Annotated in this window: 12 protein-coding genes; 6 read left to right on the top strand and 6 right to left on the bottom strand. The window is 61.1% G+C overall.

From position 1 onward, the window contains the following. Positions 1–41 precede the first annotated feature (41 nt). From NZK81_RS03630 to NZK81_RS03620, 3 genes are read left to right on the top strand one after another with little or no spacing between them, the layout of a single operon-like run. Positions 42–806 (top strand): conjugal transfer protein TraF, encoded by a 765-nt coding sequence (locus NZK81_RS03630; protein WP_260044688.1) that lies wholly within the window; start codon positions 42–44, stop codon positions 804–806. Continuing rightward, complete coding sequence (locus NZK81_RS03625; protein ID WP_070156226.1) at positions 796–2,232, top strand: conjugal transfer protein TraH; 1,437 nt, start codon at positions 796–798, stop codon at positions 2,230–2,232. The genes NZK81_RS03630 and NZK81_RS03625 overlap by 11 nt, the downstream gene beginning before the upstream one ends. 13 nt (positions 2,233–2,245) lie before the next feature. Then, positions 2,246–4,948 (top strand): conjugal transfer protein TraG N-terminal domain-containing protein, encoded by a 2,703-nt coding sequence (locus NZK81_RS03620; protein ID WP_260043984.1) that lies wholly within the window; start codon positions 2,246–2,248, stop codon positions 4,946–4,948. A 4-nt stretch (positions 4,949–4,952) separates the two neighbouring features. Here NZK81_RS03620 and NZK81_RS03615 read toward each other — a convergent pair whose 3' ends face one another. The 6 genes from NZK81_RS03615 to NZK81_RS03590 form a co-directional block, all read right to left on the bottom strand. Continuing rightward, entirely contained in the window at positions 4,953–5,159 is a 207-nt protein-coding gene (locus NZK81_RS03615; RefSeq protein ID WP_030540248.1) for a hypothetical protein, read from the bottom strand. Positions 5,160–5,279: 120 nt separating this feature from the next. Then, a complete protein-coding gene (locus tag NZK81_RS03610) occupies positions 5,280–8,720 on the bottom strand; it encodes a TM0106 family RecB-like putative nuclease (protein WP_260043979.1) in 3,441 nt (1,146 codons plus the stop codon). After that, the gene (locus NZK81_RS03605; RefSeq protein ID WP_260043977.1) at positions 8,698–10,005 is read right to left on the bottom strand and encodes an McrC family protein; all 1,308 of its coding nucleotides are present in this window, start codon (positions 10,003–10,005) and stop codon (positions 8,698–8,700) included. The genes NZK81_RS03610 and NZK81_RS03605 overlap by 23 nt, the downstream gene beginning before the upstream one ends. Further along, positions 10,002–12,881: an AAA family ATPase gene (locus tag NZK81_RS03600; RefSeq protein WP_260043974.1), complete on the bottom strand. Its 2,880-nt coding sequence runs from the start codon at positions 12,879–12,881 to the stop codon at positions 10,002–10,004. The genes NZK81_RS03605 and NZK81_RS03600 overlap by 4 nt, the downstream gene beginning before the upstream one ends. 48 nt (positions 12,882–12,929) lie before the next feature. Continuing rightward, a complete protein-coding gene (locus NZK81_RS03595) occupies positions 12,930–14,417 on the bottom strand; it encodes a DUF2779 domain-containing protein (RefSeq protein WP_260043972.1) in 1,488 nt (495 codons plus the stop codon). 185 nt (positions 14,418–14,602) lie between these two features. Beyond that, entirely contained in the window at positions 14,603–14,869 is a 267-nt protein-coding gene (locus tag NZK81_RS03590) for a DUF4258 domain-containing protein (RefSeq protein WP_260043970.1), read from the bottom strand. 74 nt (positions 14,870–14,943) lie between these two features. Between NZK81_RS03590 and NZK81_RS03585 the strand changes: the two genes are divergently transcribed. The 3 genes from NZK81_RS03585 (at position 14,944) to NZK81_RS03575 (ending at position 18,016) form a co-directional block, all read left to right on the top strand. Next, on the top strand, positions 14,944–15,936 hold the full coding sequence (locus tag NZK81_RS03585) for a helix-turn-helix transcriptional regulator (protein ID WP_260043968.1): 993 nt from the start codon (positions 14,944–14,946) through the stop codon (positions 15,934–15,936). 182 nt (positions 15,937–16,118) lie between these two features. Next, positions 16,119–16,292 (top strand): hypothetical protein, encoded by a 174-nt coding sequence (locus NZK81_RS03580; RefSeq protein WP_255308807.1) that lies wholly within the window; start codon positions 16,119–16,121, stop codon positions 16,290–16,292. Next, positions 16,289–18,016, top strand: a complete 1,728-nt coding sequence (locus tag NZK81_RS03575) for a DEAD/DEAH box helicase (RefSeq protein WP_260043963.1) — start codon at positions 16,289–16,291, stop codon at positions 18,014–18,016. Before NZK81_RS03580 ends, NZK81_RS03575 begins: the two co-directional genes overlap by 4 nt. Positions 18,017–18,117 lie beyond the last annotated feature (101 nt).

The raw sequence follows: 18,117 nt of genomic DNA, 5'->3' as shown, positions 1-18,117 counted from the left end.
CTGTGACCGCCGCGCTCATGGCTGCGCTGCTCGTCCCGACAATGCCGCTCGTCGCCCGGGAGCATGGCCCAGAACAGGCCGTAGCCGCCGACGAGGCCGATGCCTTCTACTGCGGTGAGCGGCGCCTCGGTTACTGGTTCTACTGCGTGCGGCCCAAACGGATCGAACCGCGCGAGCAAGGCCCGGCACCCCAGGCGCAGTCGGCTACGGCCCAACTGGAAGCCGTCACGGCCGAGCTGCGCGAGTTGAAAGCCCGGGCGATCATCGAGCCGACGCCTCAGAATGTGACCGCCTATATCCGTTTCCAGCGCGAGCAGCTCGATCGTGCTTCGCTGTTTTCCGACGTCTGGCAGCGCGCGATCTGGCAGGAGCCCGAGCTCGACTACACGCTCGAACGTCCGGTCGGCACACTGGCCAAGCGGCAATGGCAGGACGCCCGGGCCGCCGAGCGCGACACGGTCATGGCGCATCTCGGTGACCGCTTTGGGCTGTTCTATTTCTTCGCCCAGACCTGCGGCGCCTGCGAGGTGATGAGCCCGATCGTCAAGGCGGTTGCCGATCGCTGGCACCTGACCGTCCGGGCGATTTCCACCGATGGCGGTCCCTCGCGTCATTTCCCGCAATACACCGTCGAGAACGGACAGCGGCCGCGCATGGGGCTGGAGCCCAAGATCACCCCGGCGCTGGTCCTGTGGGACAGCGAAGCGGGGCGCGCGATCCCGATCGGATACGGCGTCCTCTCGGCCGACGAACTGCAGGACCGCATCTTTCTCCTGACCTCAAAGGAAACCGGCCATGATTTCTAAGCTGCGCACGGCGGCGCTCGCGCTTGCCGCCACGAGCCTCGTTGCGACTCCGCTCCACGCCAATGTCGGCGACAGCATGGACCGCTTCATGAACGACATGGGCGGTGCGGCGAATGTCACGGGTCCGAGCGCCTTCCAGGGGCAGTCGGCGGGCTATTACAGCCTGGGCAATGTCTGGACGCGCTTCCCGCAAAAGACGACCAACATCGCCAATCTCCAGCTGCCCCGCGCGCGGGCCGGCTGCGGTGGGATCGATATCTTCGCCGGCAGCTTCAGCTTCATCAACGCGAGCGAGATGGTCGCGCTGCTGAAGGCGGTTGCGAACAATGCCGTGGGATTTGCCTTCAGCCTGGCGATCGACACGGTCTGCCCGGAATGTTCGAAGATCATGCAGGAGTTTGCGCAGAAGGCGCAGCTCATGAACAACCTGTCGATCAACTCCTGCGAGATGGCGCAAGGGCTGGTCGGCGGGATCTGGCCCAAAGGCGACCTTGCCGACAAGGCGATCTGCGAGGCGATCGGCAACAGCGAGGGCATCTTCACCGACTATGCCGCGGCCAAGCATGGCTGCGGCACGCGCGGGCAGCGAAGCTCGACCAACTCGGGAGCCGGGGCAGACTATGCCGACGTCAACCCGGCCGTGGCGCGCAACTACACCTGGCACGTCCTCAAGAAATCGGCCTTCTTCAATCCGGGTGGGACCTTCGACCGGGAGCTCGCCGAATATGCCATGACGCTGATTGGCACGGTTATCTACGTGCCGCCCAAGGACGATGAGCCGGGCAAGTTCGTGCCGTTTGCGGGCGACGCGTCTTCGACGCTGGTCACCGCGCTGCTCGATGGGACGCAAGGCCAGACCGTCCGGGTCTTTTCCTGCGATGAGGCCGACCAGTGCCTCAACCCGACGTTCCAGGACATGAGCCTCAGTTCCGCCAAGGCGATCCGGCCGCGGGTAGCCGCGCTCATTGGCAGCATGGTGGCGGCGATCCGCTCGGACACCGCGATTGGCGATGCCGAGAAGGAGCTGCTCCAGGTCGCTTCGGTGCCGCTCTACAAGATCCTGACGGTCCAGGCCGCCTATGGCCGGGGCATGGCGACCGATGATCGCGACACGCTCGCCGAGATCACCAGCATCGACCTGCTCTACGCCGTGCTCGACCGGATCGTGTCCGAAGCCGGCCGCTCGATGGCGAGCTTTATCGCAGCCGACGAAGCCAAGCTCGCGATCTGGCGTTCGCAAGTCGCGGACGTCCGCTCGAGCCTCGCGCAGCGCCAGGCGACAGGGCAAGCCAAGGTCTCGGCCATCATGCAGATCATCGAGAAGACGGCGATGATCGAGAACATGCTGGCTGCCTCGATGTCGCCCTCGATGGCGGCATCGCTCGACTGGTCGCGCGCGCTCCAGTCCCGTTCCATCGTCCCCTAAGGCGAGACAAGTCATGATCGAGATCTTCACGGTCGGCGGCGGCGAGTACATCGTCAATGTCTTGAATGCCGTCGCCAGCTGGACGGGCGCGGGTGGCTACAAGAGCCTGATCCAGGTGACCATGGTGATGGGGCTGGCGCTCGCGGTCATCGTGCTGGCCTTCAACCAGGACTGGCGGGCCTGGCTCAACTGGTTCCTTGGCGCGACGCTCATCTACATGTGCCTGATGGTGCCGCGCATGGACGTCCATGTGACCGATCGGGTCAACCCGAGCCTTGCGCCTGCAAACGTCGCCAACGTGCCGCTCGGCCTCGCGCTCATGGCGAGTTTCACAAGCCAGGTTGGCGACTATCTCACCCGCTCGGCCGAGCTCGTCTTTGGCCTGCCGGACGATCTCAACTACTCGAAGAACGGCATGATCTATGGCGCGCGGCTCATGGAGGCGACGCGCTCCCTACGCATTTCGGACCCGGAATTTGCCGCCAATCTCGACGAGCATGTCCGGCAATGCGTGTTCTACGATCTGCTGCTTGGCCGCTACTCGATGAAGCAGCTCGCCGAGAGCGACGACATCTGGACCACGATCGCCCCCGGGAGTGCGGCGCGGGCGCAGAAGTTCCTGACGCGACAAGCCGATGACAGCGTGACCGCGTCGATCGTCACCTGCCGCGATGCCTATACTGCGCTATCGAACCAATGGGCGGGTCTCATTGATTCCATGGCGCTCAGCGCCGGACGACAGCTCTATCCGCGCCAGACTGCGGCGCTCGCCAAGACCAAGCTGCTCGCCGACCTGCCGGTCGCCTACCAGTATCTCTCGGGCGTGTCGAAGAACGCGAGCGATATCTTCCGCCAGGTCCTGACGATCAACGCCATGAACCAGGCCATGCATGGGTTCGCGGGTGCGAGCGGCACCTCGAGCATCGACGTCTTCGCCCAAACCCGCGCCGATATCCAGACCGAGCGGACCTATGCCTCGATCGCGGAGAACGCGATGAAGTGGGTGCCGATCCTCAATGTCGTGCTGACGGTCGTCTTCTACGCGATGTTCCCGGTGATCTTTCCTCTGTTCCTGATGCCCAAGACCGGACCGGTCGCACTACGCGGCTACATCACCGGGTTCTTCTACCTCGCGGCATGGGGGCCGCTCTTCGTGATCCTGCACATGATCCTGATGTTCAAGGGGGCAAGCGATGTCGCGTCCGCCGGAGCCGGTGCCGGCCTGTCGCTCGCAACCTTCGCAGGCATGACCGACGTCAACCGCGATATCGGGCTTCTGGCTGGCTATCTCGTCGCCTCGGTTCCGTTCCTGGCAGGCGGCGTCGCCAAGGGCGCGCTCGCCATTTCCGGGCAAGCAACCTCCTACCTCAACCCCTCGCAAAATGCGGCAGAAGAAGCGGCGCGCGAGGCGAGCACCGGGAATGTCTCGCTCGGCAACAGCAATCTCGACAATTCGACGGTCTTCTCACGCCAGTTTGCCCAAGGGGCGCTCAACCCGAGCATTTCCTATGGCGCGCCGCAGACGCGCGGGTTCAGCGATGTAGGCACCCAGACAACGAGCTTTGGCGAGGCCGAATTCGCGACCGTGCCGAATTCGCAGTATCCGTTCACGCCCACGCTGGGGCAGGACTTTACGAGCAGGCTCTCGACCATGGCGAGCCAGAGCCGGGGGCAGAGCGAGACCTATTCGAACCTTGCCCAGCAATCGACCAGCTCGGCTGTCACCCGGTTCAACGAGATCCGCAACGCTTACAGCCAGGGGCGGTCTTCGGAGACGGTGAGCGGCACCGGCAGCAATGACAGCATCGGCACGGCCTTCAGTGAGGTCGACAACGCCTCCACCACCCTGCAGCGGCAGTTCGGCCTGTCGCGCCGAGCCGCCGACGACATCACCGTGTCCTGGTTCCTCAATGGCCAGGCTAGCGCTGGCGTCGGAGGCAACCTTGGGCCAGTTGAGCTTGGTGCGAAAGCCAGCGGCGGACGAAACCAGAGCTGGACCGACAGCGACGTCGGCATTGCATCTGAGGATCGCAACCGGATTACCGGGACGTTGCAGCAGCTTTCGGACACGCGGAACTGGTCGAGCACGCGCGAAGGATTCCTACGCCAGACGAGCTCGAGTTCGAGTTCGCAGGTCTCGACCAGCGCCGCGGGTCTCAGCCACTCGCTGACCGAAGCGCAGACCTACTCGGTCGAAGCGCGGCGTGCCGAAGAACTTGCAAGCCGGCTCGAGAACCAGGCCTCCTGGTACGAAGGAGCGAACGCTGCCGGTTCGCTCAATCTTAGCCAGGCTTATCGGGAATGGGGCATGGCGGAGGTCGAGGCGAACCGCGACTATTACGGCCCGGTCCGCTTCGATGACATCAATTTCCAGATGAGCGCACAGGGCCAGCAGCTCCAGGCACGGTTCGTTGAAACCTATGCCGACCGCCTGCACGATGACATTGAAGGGCAATTGACGCTGCCCGAGTTCGCGCCAGTCAGCCGTCCTGCCGTTACGAGCCAGGGTAGCGTCCGCGCGCGTGGGCCCAGTGGCGGCGGTGGATCCGGCAGTCTTGGTGCTGCTCCTGACACCACGGGGATCAGCGAAGAAGTCCGCGCAGCGCAGGCGCGGGGCCGTGGCCGGATCGGTCAATCCAGGGGCAATCTCGATGCGACCACCCGAGGGGCCAAGGGAGCTTCGGAAGAGGCCGCAGACGAGGTCAAAGAGTGGTGATGCGTTAAAGGATCAAATCGTTGATAATCACAAAAATGATGTACGCTGTGAGCAACGTGAAGACCGTGACCATGGCGGCGCGCCCCCACGGATCGGCCCAGGTCTTCTTCCAGGTGTACGCAGTCAGGCGATTTTCCGCGATGGCCCGGTCGATCTCTTTGAGACCCTTCCAGTCCTCAGTCGCAACAGGGTCGTCGGATGACTTCAACATAGGGCACCTATTCAGCAGGCAGGCTGCTCCAAAATCGCTGCATTATCGCAGATTTCCGGGCTTAATGCAGCGATTCTGACACACAAAATCATGGGTGCCAAGCGATGTTCGGCGGCATTTTCATGAACTGAGTTCAAGATACCGACAGAAGGCATTCGCGAGTTGCATCTGACGAGGCGTGCGGCATTCGGCCTCGAAAACTTGCGGAGAGCCGACAAGGATCGTGACGCATTTTGCGCGTGAAGTCGCAACGTTCAATCGGTTCAGGCTGTACAGAAACTCCATCCCGCGCGGCGCATCGGCATGCGAGGAGCTGGCGAGCGAATAGATCGAAATCGGCGCCTCTTGGCCTTGGAATTTGTCCACCGTCCCGACCCGCGCCTGGGGTAGCCGGCGTTGGATCTCGAACACCTGGGCATTGTACGGGGCGATGATCAGTATGTCCGCGATCCCGAGCGGCTTTTCGTTCCCCTCCCGATCAATCCAGGTCGCACCCTGTGCCAGTATGTCGGAGACCAGTTCGGCGATAACGTCAGCCTCTTCGGTTGAGCAATTCTGATTGCCGGAATGCTCGACGGGCAGGAACCTCAGACCCGTGCCATTGGCGATGCCCTTGGCGTTCACCCGCTGCCCGGCCGCTTCCGCCTTCGCTCCGAGCTTGCCCTCGTAAAACAGCTCGGACGTGAACGCACAGATATCCGGATGCAGCCGCCAGGTGACGTCGAGAAACAGACCTTCGTCGGGTGCGATGGTTTGCTTGCCCGAAAGCAAATGGTCGAGCGCAGAGCAGCCGGTGCCATCCGGATGGCTGCCTTGCATGGGCTGGTCGAGCTGCTGCGGGTCTCCGAGCAGAACCAGCGTTTTGGCCGCCTGCGAAACGGCAAGCACATTCGCCAGCGACATCTGCGCGGCCTCGTCGACAAAGAGAACGTCGAGACTTTCGAAGGCATCCTCCGTCGACCACAGCCATGCTGTTCCTCCTGCGAGGCTGCAATCCGCTTTGAGCGCGGCGAAGACCTCCGCATTGCTCTTCTTCGCGAACCGCAGCCGGTCGGTCGCGTCCTCCTTGGACCCGGCCTTCGGCTTCTGGATGCAGATCAGGGGGGTATCGGTCTCCTCGGCGACCTCAATGACCTTGTTCACAAGGTTGCGGATCACCTCATGACCGTTGGCCACGATCCCGACCTTATGGCCCTGCCGGACAAGCTCGCAAATCATGTGCCCGCCAGTGTGGGTCTTGCCGGTGCCAGGAGGCCCTTGGATTGGCAACACGCCTGCTGAGATGAGCGGGCCGATGCGCACGCCCGCATCGAGGGGCTTTTCACCGTCACGCCGCACGGCGCTGCCGTCTGCGATGCGCGGCGCTACGCGCATCAGCATGTCGCGCGCCGCCTGGTAGGCTTCTCCCTCGTCCATGCCATGCTCGCAAACATGGGTTGCCAGTCGGACCAGCGATTCCTGCATCGGTTTGGACGGCACATGCTCATGTACGAAGACGGCGGCAGGATGTTCGTCGGCCATGGCCGAGGCCTTCTTGATGTCGATGGTGCGCTGTTCCCTTGAGATGTCCTCAACGGTGCCCAGCGTCTGGCCGCCCTGCGCTCTCAGCCCTTTGCCTGCGCGGACATCGGCTTCCTGAACCGGGAAGCTGTAGCGGTCGATCGGGCACTTGGCTGTGCCGCCGACCGTTGCCAGAAAGGCGAGACCTGCGAGACCGGCGCGCTCGTCGATGAGCTCGTCTGCGGAGAGGTCGCTGAGGCGGAAATATTCCCACCATGTCGCCTTTTCCTCACGGCGATGCCACTCGAGAAGATTGGCAAGGAGCCAACGCGCATGTTGCTCTGCGCTGCGCTCCTCCGGATCGACAGGGACGTCGGCAGTCAGCTGCTCAATCAGCGGCGTGATCCGCTCGAGCCATTCGGAAAGGCCTTCGCTGGGCCCACTCTCACCTGGCTCCGGTCTTGTCACCTCGATGCCTCGATCGATGAGCTTGGTGCGTTCGGCCTCCAGCCAATCGCGCAGAGCCTCGGTCGAGACACAGTCGTCGCGGTTGTAGGCTTCGACGGTTTGCTTATCCTCCGGCAGAATTCCCGCCGCGTCGTTCAGTTCGAGGCTCACCTGCAGCCGGTTGAGCGCCAAGTTGGCATCGGGAAGGCTGGCGTCGCGAACGAAGCCGTAAAGCGGCTCGAGCTTTTTGATGGAATAGCTCTCGACGCCCGCGCGCAGCGAATGGCGGACGACGCTCAGCAGATCGACGAAGACAAGGCCACGCAGCAGCGAATCCAGATCGTCTTCGCGCGTGCCATATCGACCCATCAGCCGCTTGAGCGCGCCCGGCTCGTATCCGCCGTAGTGGTAGACATGGAGCTGCGGGAAGACCTTCTTCCGCTCGAGCACGAAATCGATGAATGTCTCGAAGGCTGCCTTCTCGCCAGCCCGATCTAGCGCCCAAAGCCCGCGGTACTGTGGCTCGCCCTTCTCGTGGAAGTGGAAGCCCAAGAGATATTCCAGCCCATGTTGGCCGACGAAGGAATCCCCTTCGAAGTCGAGAAAGATATCGCCCTCGCAAGGCTCGGGCAGGCAATTGAGGCCGAAACCTGCCACCGGCGCCAACAGCTCGTAGCGCAGTTCGCCACTGACTCTGGTTTCAAGCTGGATCCTGGCCTGCTCGTGGACGCGGGTCAGAGATTCTTTCGAGCCGCGCTCCGGTTTCCATTGCAGGGGCAGCGGCAGTTCAGCCAGCGCCGTTGCCGTGGTGACGCCGTGATCCCTGAGCTCTGCGATCTGCATCGAGGAGATACCCGCCACGAGACACAGGTGATCGTCATCCCGGCGTTGCTTGTCGCAGCGCGTGCTCCAATTGCAGATGTCACAGTTTGACGTCGGCTCCGGGTAGGTCTGTGCGGGCTTGTCGGTTCCGATCGCTCCAAGCAATCCCTGCTTCACCTGACGATGATAAGCGGCGAAATCGGCCAGCCGATACCGCTCCGGTTCAAAGTTGGTCCAGGGTGGGATGACGCTGGCGAAGACCGGCATGGTGCCTTGCACTTCGCCGATGAGCTCGGAGTAGAGGCAGAGCTGAAGGACGGTGCCGCCCTTCGTTTCCCGGGCGAGCTTGGTGTCGGCGACTTCATAGGACCAATCGCCGAGGTCGCTTGGGGTCTCGACGCGCTGCAGGATGTCGGCACGGCCAGCCCAGGATCCGCCTCGCAGGGCCCCCTGGACGATCACGTCAACGCCCGCCTGCATAGCGGCGATGGTTTGAGCGACAGCCTCCTCGGTGATATCCACACCGTCGATCACAACGGATGATAGGCCTTGGGCGCGCAGATGGTCCACATAGGCCAGTTCGTGCTGCTTGCCGCGCTCCCAGAGCGCTTCGAGGGCTGGATCGAAAAATTTCGGACGCGAAAGCTCGCCGCGCGCTGCCGCATGCTCCAACTGGGTCAAGTGCCGGCAGTTGAGATATCCCACCAGGTCGGTAGCACTGAGGCGCGGCGTTCCATTTTGAATTTGCACGATATAGCCCCCGAAAAACTCAGCCCACTTCAGCTTCGGCAAACTCGAGCGTGAGCTGCCGCAATTGTTGGATGACGGCCTGCCGGGAGCCGAGTTCGACGCTCATCGTGTGGAGCCGGGCCTGATCCGCGCCGATCCGGTGCGACGCCAGAGCGCCAGGGTTGTCAGCCAGTGCGAAGTGATGCGGATAGAGCAGGCTGAGGCAGTTGCAGTGGTAAATCTGACCATAGGCCATCATCTGATAGACGTCGGCTTGGGAGACTCCCTGCTTGGGATCGTCGATCCGGGAGGAAATCCGCTTCCACTTGGTGTCGATGATCTGCACGACCTCGTTGCCACGCTTCACCAGAATATCGGGCCTGGTCTGAAACACCTGACGGCCATCGGTCTCATTCTCGAGGCAAAAGAGACGTCCGCCTTGAAGGCTGACGCTAAATCCTGTGCCCGAGAGCGCGCGCTTGAGCAGGCGCCCGACATACTCCTCGAAGAGGGTATTCATTTCAAAAAGCAGCGAAAAGCCGTCCTGCCGGCCCATCGAACTCGTCTGGAACCGGTCGCCGAGGAGAAGCCGGGCTAGGGTGATCAGCTCCTTCCAGCGCGCGTTGGTGCGATCGAGATGGACGTCATCCCAGCGCAACCCGCTTACCGGAACATCGGCAATGTCGGCATAGGCGAAGCCCAGCTCAGCCAGCCGGCGTTGGTTATCGGCATCGTTGGAAACGCGCAGCAACCGGGAAACAGCTGCTTTCATGATCTGATTGAGCGGGGTGTCAGGCGACAGCTCGTCAAAACGGCAGGCGAGACGCTGCGGCGAAGCGGCGAGACGCGTAAACTGCCGCACCACATCAAGGCGCCCGCGAAGCGCGGGCAATTCATCCTCGCAGGCCATGTAGCGACGCGGCATGCCCTGACGCAGGGCGTCGGCAAGCTTTCGGGAAAACAGGCCGATCAGAACTTCGAGCAATGTGTCGCGTTGAGACCCAAGCGCCGTCAAGGTGCCGCTGTCGATCTCCAGATCGAGCGCCACGGCCAGCATATGCACCAGGCGATCCCGCAAGTAGCCGCGATTGTCGGGATCGCTCTCTGAAGGCTTGGCATCGATCTTGGGCAGGATTTCCAGCGCACACCCATCAGCGACAATCACGCCCACGACCTGACGAGCCCCAAGGGCATGCCGGCCATGCTCCAGGATTCCCTTGCCATTCTTACCGGCCAAGGGGGAGCGGCGCGCAACGGCGACAAGCCTGTCTGCTGCCCATGCAGGGATGCATTCCTCACCCTCGCCATAGGCGAGCGATTGCCATTCGAGGAGCGATCGCCGGATCACGCGAAGCCCTTGTAGGCGTCTTCTGCGAACGGCTGCCGGACCTGCCAGCGCCAACGAGCCGGAGCATCGCCATCGGAGTCGAGGCCGTTGGGGGCCTTCAGTTCCCGCCGTTCCAAGAAACGCTCGCCGGTCGTATCGCCAAGCACGGCGGCGACCTTGGACCAGTCCTCGTAGAAGTACTCGGCGAGGAGCGGGATAACCTTGTGCCGCATGCACTCATCGACATCGGATCGGGCCTGACACCCCATGAAATAGGCGTGCCCGATCTGGTGTTCACGGTCGAAGAGGTACTCGATGCGCTCGTTGAGAGCGGCAAGGAGCTGTCTGAGCGCAATGCCATCGACATCCTCAGGCAGCGCCTCAATGTCTGGCATGAGCTCGCGGAAGGTGAAGCGCCGACGCAGAGCGGTGTCGAGCAAGGCGATGGAGCGATCCGCCGTATTCATCGTGCCGATAATGTGAAGGTTCGACGGCACCCCGAAAATCTCGCCCGAGTAGGGCAATTTCACGCGAAGCTCGTTTTCCTCCCCGATCCGCTTGTCCGGTTCGAGCAAGGTGATGAGTTCACCGAAAACCTTCGAAATATTCGCGCGGTTGATCTCGTCGATGATGAGCACATAGGGCTCGGGTACACCCGTGGTGGCCACCGCATCGCCACCCGAGGTGACGATCTGTTCCAGGGCGTCCCAGTCGATGTAGCGATTGTTCAGCTGGTAGACCGATACCTGGCTGAAGGTCTTCCCGTATATGCGTTCGCGCGGGAGGCTCTCATCAGAGTGCCACAGCCACTTGACTGATCGGCGATGGTTATATTCGCCGTTGGGACCGGGAACAAAACGATAGCCCCCGGTGACCTCGCCAATCGCCCGGAATTTCCTGTTGCCGTCCGACACAACGACCAGGGAGCCGACTTCCATGTTGATCCTGAATGCATACATCTGGGACATGTTGGGATCGTTGCCGGTCGCCTCGGGATGATCCTCGCGCCACCGTTCCTTGATCGCTTCCCATTTATCGAAGCGGGGATCGGACCAATCGACGTCGCCGCCATACCCCAGGACAATGTACCCATCACGGATTGCGTCCTGGAAGATTGCGTCATCTTCCGCCGCCCAGCTTCGCCCGAGAGACATCTTGAAGATCTTCTGGCTTCGATCGAGCAGCGGTTTCTCGGCGTCGACCGCATGGCCACGGTTCTCCGAGGCAAGATTGGCAATCTGCTTGAAGATGCCGTCGTGGGGTTTCAGGCTGAACCCTCCACTGGCCGGACCATCGTCGCTCTCCTCCCCCGTGACGGGCCTCAGTCCCTCGACGAACTCTTCGTAAGAGAAGGACTGGTGGAATGTGACAAAGCCGATGCGCCCCTTGCGATGGAGCGACTGATAAACATCCATCAGCTCCTTGCGGCCAAGCTGCGCCGATCCTGGACCGTTGCAGATTTCCACGGCCTCGGCTGCCGTTGCATAGGTCTTTCCCGTTCCCGGAGGCCCGTAAAGGATCAAGTTGGTTGCAGTTGGCATGGACGGCCTCATTTCTGAAATTTCTTGCGTTGCATCGGCAGCTTGGTCTTCCTGGCTCACGACCCAGAGGAAGCTCTGGACGTCCCACAGGTCTCGGGGCTGCCATCCCCAACCGACCATTTCCTCGTAGAGCTTGTGCGCGAAGCGGAGCACTTCGGCATATTCTTCGGCTGACAGCGGGCTCCAGCCGAACAGCGGCTTGTGAACCAAAGCCTTGTAAGCCCTCGACAGCGGGTCGGTGTTGATGCCCAGAGCCTCGCGCGGTCTGACCAGCGCCAAGAACATCGAGGGGATATTGCGGCTCTCCGAGTAGGGTTTGCTCTTCTCCTGGCCCTCCAGGAGGACGGGCCAGATCGCGTCGACCATTTGTTTGGCCGCCGCCGGCGGGTCATTGCTTGAGCGGGCCAATTGGGCTGCTGCCCGTTCAAGAACATTCGGATGCTGCTGGCGAATGGCAGCCAGACGGTTGTTGGTCCGCCATCCGGGAAGATCGATACCCGTCAGGATGTCGAACATGGCGCCGCCCAACGCCTCGGTCGCCAGCGGCGGCTCAGACTGCATGAGCGCCGCGACCTTGGCGACAGCCTCCCGCTTGTAGTTGATGACATCGCTGAAGACTTGCGAGGTCGCGCCGGCAAATCCTTCCGGTTCAAAATCTGGGTAGGTCCGCAGGAAGCGAGCCTTGAGGTCCGCAAGCACGGCGGCGTCAAGGATCAGCTCATTACCGTGGATCGACCCTTTCGCGGGAATGCCCAGAGCCTTGGCGATCTCGGGGTCGATCTCATAGGAAGTCAGCTTCTGTTTGCCGTATCCCAGATAGGGCCGACGACCATTGTTGGACCGCAGCACCCGGACCAAACGCTGCTCCTTGAACAGCGCCCGAGCCACCGCCAAGACATCGTCGGTTTCGATGGCATCTTCGGTTTTGTTCGAAGCGCCCATGATCCGGAACGCTTTGACCCCCGACTGCCGGTTGGTTTGACGAATGGGCCAGTGAACCGTTCTGGAATCATCAAAGAGCGCGATCCGCTTCTCGGCATCGACACTGTCGAACCCGTCACCCGCAGTCCCCGAGCGGAACTGGATGTAGTAATTCAGCGTCGAGCGGTAGTGCGAGAGGTTCGCATAGAGATTGCCGTCAATCGGAAAGCGAGCTGGGTTCTCCCGGCCTGCACGTTCGTCCGCCTTCGAATAGGCAAGTTCTGCCTTGATGCCTTCCAGGCCATCTGCGTCATAGGCTTCGTCGAGATCGCCGTAGTGCGCCTCAAGACGCTTCGCATCTTGAACCTGGGTGTTCTGTGTAGACAAGGAATGACCTTGATCCACCATCCACTTTCGAAATTCGGCTTCTTGCATCAGTGCTTTCTCAAAATTCTTTGAACGGATCGGTGCAGCGGTTGCAGTCTATTTTGTATCCGTGAGGTGGCGAACCACTTCGACCATGGCGAATGTGTCTTTTGCACAGTAAGTTCTGAGCGATTGCGCTATTTCAGCGCCCCGGGCCTCGGTCGTGACCGGCGCAATTGCCTCGAGATAGGCAAGCTGCGCTGCAGAGCCATCGGCAACATCCAGCATGGCATAGTCGCCGCTATTGCTAATGGTCGGCAGAACGGCCTTGATGGACCAGCTGCCGCCCTGGTCACGGTGGTACCAGTGCTCTCGGGTTACCGGCAGCAGATCGACGATGCGGGCTGCAATGGCCTTGAGATTCTCGGCGAGATCCGAAAACTGCTCCGCCAGCCGGAGGATGCATGTCCTCTCGAAGGCTGCATTGTATGCGATGACGGTCCCGTCTTGCGGGATCTGGGCCACCAGTGCCTCGGCGCAGGCGCGGCGAGGATCGCTGCCATCCAGGCTCAAGAATTCACGATGAGTGAACTGCCCTTCGCTATTCTCGATGTGCGCTGAAAACTGAAAGGGGACTTGTTCCCAGGGCTTGGTTCCGAGCCAGCGAGGCAAGGCAAAGGCGATTGTCTCGAAATCGAGATAGGTTCGGGGATATACCCAATCCCCGATGATCCGCCGCGCTCCATCCACATCGTGGTAGGGGATGCCCGACAAGGTCGCTTCATGAATGCGCGCGTGGATGGCATTGGTGAAACTGCCAGGCGGGACATCTTCGAGCTCGACAATGCCGTGCTCGGCCCACTTGGCGGCGAGTTGCCGGCCCGTTCGAGGTAGCGAGGAGACCGGATACCGCGCCGTTTCCAGATCGCGCGAGCAATAGGCCACGAATTCGCAGGGGAACGGATCATGGCAATGATCGCCGGGATCGCGAGCCGGCTCTTCCCCGCCAAGGACCGTCCGGATTTCCGCGACCAGCTTTGGGCGCTTGAGGGCCAATGGCTTGGCATCCTCCAGCGACGGCGTATCCACGAATGCGCCATTGTAGTTGCCTTCCTCGGTCAGGAAGAACTGGTTGTTGAGGTGCCGGATGGCAGCTGAACTCACCTGGATCCCAGCCTCACGCAGCACCCAGAGCTGGGTCGCCAGATCAGCGACATGATAGTCCTTCCGGCTCGTCGAACTCTTCACTTCGGAAACGTGCCAGCCCCCAAGGCCGTCGGGTTCCATGATGTCGACGCGGACAAGCACACCATCGTGGGCAAAGGTCGCCTCGAACAATGGAGCTTTGGCCGAGGCGGACGTGAGCTCCTGGGTGCGCTGAAGCGCAGCGGCAAGATCCGGTTCGGCCTCGATCATTATGCCGCCGGAACATAACGAGCAGGCCGCATCCCCCACTTCATGACCAGCAGCGAAGCGCGCCTCAGCACCGGCATCGAGCTCTGCAAGGTCAGGCCGATGCGTCTGTAGCCACAAGCGCTTCGGGCACTGCTCGAAGGAGGTGATTTTTGATTTGGAAAGGCCGAATTGCCGGCTGCCAGAACTCATTGAACTACGTCATGCCCCCTTCATTCCCACCATGCATCCGGTCCACTAGCACTTCAGGATGACAAAATCTGTCGCCTCCACTCAGACATCCCTGCGTGCCGATTGATAAGGCCGCTCTCCGGATCTTTCTTTGACTAGCGGCCCGAACACGTAATGGCGTCCAAGCCCGGCCAAAGAGTTAATTGTCAGAATTTCAACCGATGGTGGCGATGGCCGGCAGTAATGATCGCTCCATCGTCACCGACGACGAGGTACGCGTCCAGCGCCTTTTCTAATTTCAGGAATGCCGACTTACCCATGTCCTTGAGCATGTGAGAGCGGCTCTGCCGGGTGAAAAAGCAAACCTCAGCGCCCCGGTGGCGACGGTATTCACCATATGCCATCAGGGCGTCGACCGCTTGCTGAGAAATCCCGCGCTGCTGCATGCGGGCTTCGGCGTGGTGCGTAAACATTTGATCGTCCTTTCCCTTGGTGATGAGTTGTGTCTAAATCACCGGGGTGACAGAAACTGTCATGGGGGACCTCTATGTCATTTGCCAAGGCGGTGGATCTCTTGCGTCTCGCAATGATGGCCACGTCCCGACAGGGGGTTTGTCTCAGCGATGTGGAAGCAGAATTCGGCGGTGTCCGACGGACGGCACAGCGCATGATCGCGGCGCTGGAAGAGGCGTTTCCAGCCACCGAGCATTATGTGGGTGACGACGGACGGCACTATTGGCGCCTGCCGTCTCGGGCGGTCGCGCCGCTACTGACCCCGTCGGCGGAAGAGCTCGTCAGCCTCAAGTCGGCGATCACCGAACTCGAGCGGGTCGACATGAACGGCGAGGCCATTCAGCTGCGCAGCCTTGAGCGCAAGGTCCGCGCGCTCATTCCCAGCGACCGCACACTCCGTCTGGCGACCGACGAAGAAGCCCTGCTCGAAGCCATGGGCTTTGCCGCAAGACCTGGCCCGCGCCCGTCGATGAATGAAGCCGTCGACCTCGCCATTTCGGAGGCGCTGAAGGGGCCGTTCGAACTGAGAATTCACTACCAAGGCAGAGGGGACGCGAAGCCGAGTTGGCGAACAATCGAGCCACTTGGCCTGCTCCTGGGTTCGCGTCGCTATCTCGTCGGTATCGATACGGCCAAGCGAGATGGACGCTACCGCCACTACCGCGTCGAAGACATCATGGAGGCCCAGGTCCAGACCAGGATCTTCACTTATCCGGACGAATTCGACCTCGGAGAATACGCGACCCGTGCCTTCGGATCATATCATCACGAGGCTGAGTACGGGGAGGTAATCTGGAAATTTTCGTCCGAAGCGGCCGATCGGGCGGCAAGGTTCCAGTTCCACCCCAGCCAGGAGATCGAGCACCTGGATGATGGATCAATGCTGGTGCGCTTCAAGGCGTCCGGTCACCTCGAGATGAGCTGGCACCTCTACGCTTGGGGCGACAGCGTGGAGGTCATCAAGCCAGCCGATCTGGCCGCCATGGTGCATCCGTACCGCAGAAGTGACTTTGCTGCGTTGCCATGAAGCCGGGCGAGCCTGAGAGGCTGGTCCTGAAACCAAGCCTTGGCGCCGCGGCGGGCTCGCCAGCGGCTCTTGGCGAGAGCTCACATCAGCGAGAAATCCGGTCATCCAAAGTGGGTTGCTCTGGTGCCAGCCCCGAGTTTGCACTACCCAAATGTGCATCCATTGGATACACAGAGATCATCATGAAGGATTCTGGCTTTCGCATCAGAGTGCAGAGGGAGCTGCGGGAGCAGTTCTTGGCTGCCTGCAAGGCGCAGGACAAGCCCGCGGCGCAGGTGCTTCGTGAGTTTATGCGCGACTTTGTAGAGGCCCATCCAACGCAATCGCTCTTGGATGAGCAGAAGGACAGGAAATGAAGATCGAGGAGCTGGCACAGGGCCAAAGCCTATCCGGCGTGGAGCCCAGCGAAGTCGTGACGGTTGTCGCGATCGTACCGCTTGGCGAGGGCTCGGTGCAGCTCATTTATCGCACCCCGGACGGCTCCATGAAGGAGAGGATGCTTGGCCGTGTCGACGAGGAACTGATTAAGCTTGCGACAACAGAGCGGCCATTTTCCTTCGATGGCGATGGTGATGCATTCAAGCTGACTTGCGAGGCCAAAAGGATCGATCTCGCATTCCTGTTTGATCCCATGATGGCGGTCCACAGTTCAAACGTGGACCCTCTCCCTCATCAGATCACCGCTGTTTACGAATCATTGCTGCCTCGTCAGCCATTGCGATTTGTCCTCGCAGATGACCCCGGTGCCGGTAAAACGATCATGGCGGGGCTCTACATCCGCGAGCTGATCATGCGAGCCGACGCGCATCGCATTCTGATTGTCGCGCCCGGCAGTCTCGTTGAACAGTGGCGTGACGAACTATATGAAAAGTTTGGGCTCGAGTTCCACGTCTATTCCAGCCTGATGGAGCAGACCTCCCCGAGCGGTAATCCGTTTGACGACTACGCTCGCCTTATCGTGCGGCTCGACCAACTCTCGCGGAACGAGGAGCTGCAGGAAAAGCTCTGCGCACCTGGTTGGGACCTGGCCGTCTTCGACGAAGCCCATAAGCTCTCAGCGCACTATTTTGGCTCCAAGCTCGAGAAGACCGGACGATTCCGCTTTGCTGAAAAGCTAGGCGCTCATGTGCGCCACCTGCTCTTGATGACGGCGACGCCTCACAACGGCAAGGAGGAGGACTTCCAGCTCTTTCTGTCCTTGCTCGATTCCGACCGCTTCTACGGTAAGTTTCGTGACGGTGTGCACAAAGTCGATGCATCCGACCTCATGCGCCGGATGGTCAAGGAAGAGCTTGTCAAGTTTGACGGGACCCCGCTCTTTCCTGAGCGCAAGGCATATACCGTCAATTACGAACTCTCTCCGATTGAAGCAGCTCTCTACGAAGCCGTCACGGAATACGTGCAGACCGAAATGGGTAAGGCGGATCAGCTCGAAGGGGCGCGCAAGGGCTCTGTCGGCTTTGCACTCACAGCGCTTCAAAGGCGTCTTGCGTCTAGCCCCGAAGCGATCTTCCAGTCGCTGAAGCGCCGTCGTGAGCGGCTAGAAAACAGGCTTCGCGACGAGAAGCTCGGGATCAAGGGCCGCCAGGCCAAAGCCGAGACCTATCCAGGAATCCCCGAGGATGATGATGACCTCAGCGCCGAGGAGCAGGAAGACCTCGAAGAAAGCCTGATCGATGACGCGACAGCCGCAAAGACGGTCGTCGAGTTGGAAGCTGAGATTGTCATCCTGAAGGGGCTCGAAGACCAAGCAAAGGTTGTCGTCGCGTCCGGCCAGGACCGCAAATGGGATGAGCTTTCGAAGATCCTTCAGGACCATCCTGAAATGCGCGATGCTTCGGGACGTCAGCGCAAGATCATCATCTTCTCCGAACACCGCGACACCCTGAACTATCTTCAGGCGCGGATAGCCGGCGTGCTGGGCAATCCCGATGCGATCGTCTCGATCCATGGCGGCACTCATCGCGACGAACGGCGGCGCCTCCAGGCACTATTCCGCTCCGATCCTGACGTCCGCGTGTTGGTGGCGACCGACGCCGCAGGGGAAGGCGTGAACCTGTTGATTTCCGCTGAGAGTTGACCCGGGATTTTCATCGAGAAGTGACCCGGGTGGATGTGTGTTTCCCGCGATGCGGGGGTTGGGTCAAGCGGGTGATTTTTCCTTTTTGGTTTTGGGTGCGG

Origin of the sequence: Novosphingobium mangrovisedimenti (genome assembly GCF_025153475.1) — a bacterium.
In the GTDB taxonomy this organism is placed as follows: Bacteria; Pseudomonadota; Alphaproteobacteria; order Sphingomonadales; family Sphingomonadaceae; genus Novosphingobium; species Novosphingobium mangrovi_A.
This window is presented reverse-complemented; position numbering and strand designations above follow the sequence as displayed.

Coding starts and splice junctions, on each gene's coding strand:
- NZK81_RS03575 (WP_260043963.1), top strand. CDS start 16,289: ATGAAGATCGAGGAGCTGGCACAGGGCCAAAGCCTATCCGGCGTGGAG.
- NZK81_RS03590 (WP_260043970.1), bottom strand. CDS start 14,869: ATGTTTACGCACCACGCCGAAGCCCGCATGCAGCAGCGCGGGATTTCT.
- NZK81_RS03630 (WP_260044688.1), top strand. CDS start 42: ATGCCGCTCGTCGCCCGGGAGCATGGCCCAGAACAGGCCGTAGCCGCC.
- NZK81_RS03615 (WP_030540248.1), bottom strand. CDS start 5,159: ATGTTGAAGTCATCCGACGACCCTGTTGCGACTGAGGACTGGAAGGGT.
- NZK81_RS03620 (WP_260043984.1), top strand. CDS start 2,246: ATGATCGAGATCTTCACGGTCGGCGGCGGCGAGTACATCGTCAATGTC.
- NZK81_RS03585 (WP_260043968.1), top strand. CDS start 14,944: ATGTCATTTGCCAAGGCGGTGGATCTCTTGCGTCTCGCAATGATGGCC.
- NZK81_RS03580 (WP_255308807.1), top strand. CDS start 16,119: ATGAAGGATTCTGGCTTTCGCATCAGAGTGCAGAGGGAGCTGCGGGAG.
- NZK81_RS03625 (WP_070156226.1), top strand. CDS start 796: ATGATTTCTAAGCTGCGCACGGCGGCGCTCGCGCTTGCCGCCACGAGC.
- NZK81_RS03595 (WP_260043972.1), bottom strand. CDS start 14,417: ATGAGTTCTGGCAGCCGGCAATTCGGCCTTTCCAAATCAAAAATCACC.
- NZK81_RS03600 (WP_260043974.1), bottom strand. CDS start 12,881: ATGCAAGAAGCCGAATTTCGAAAGTGGATGGTGGATCAAGGTCATTCC.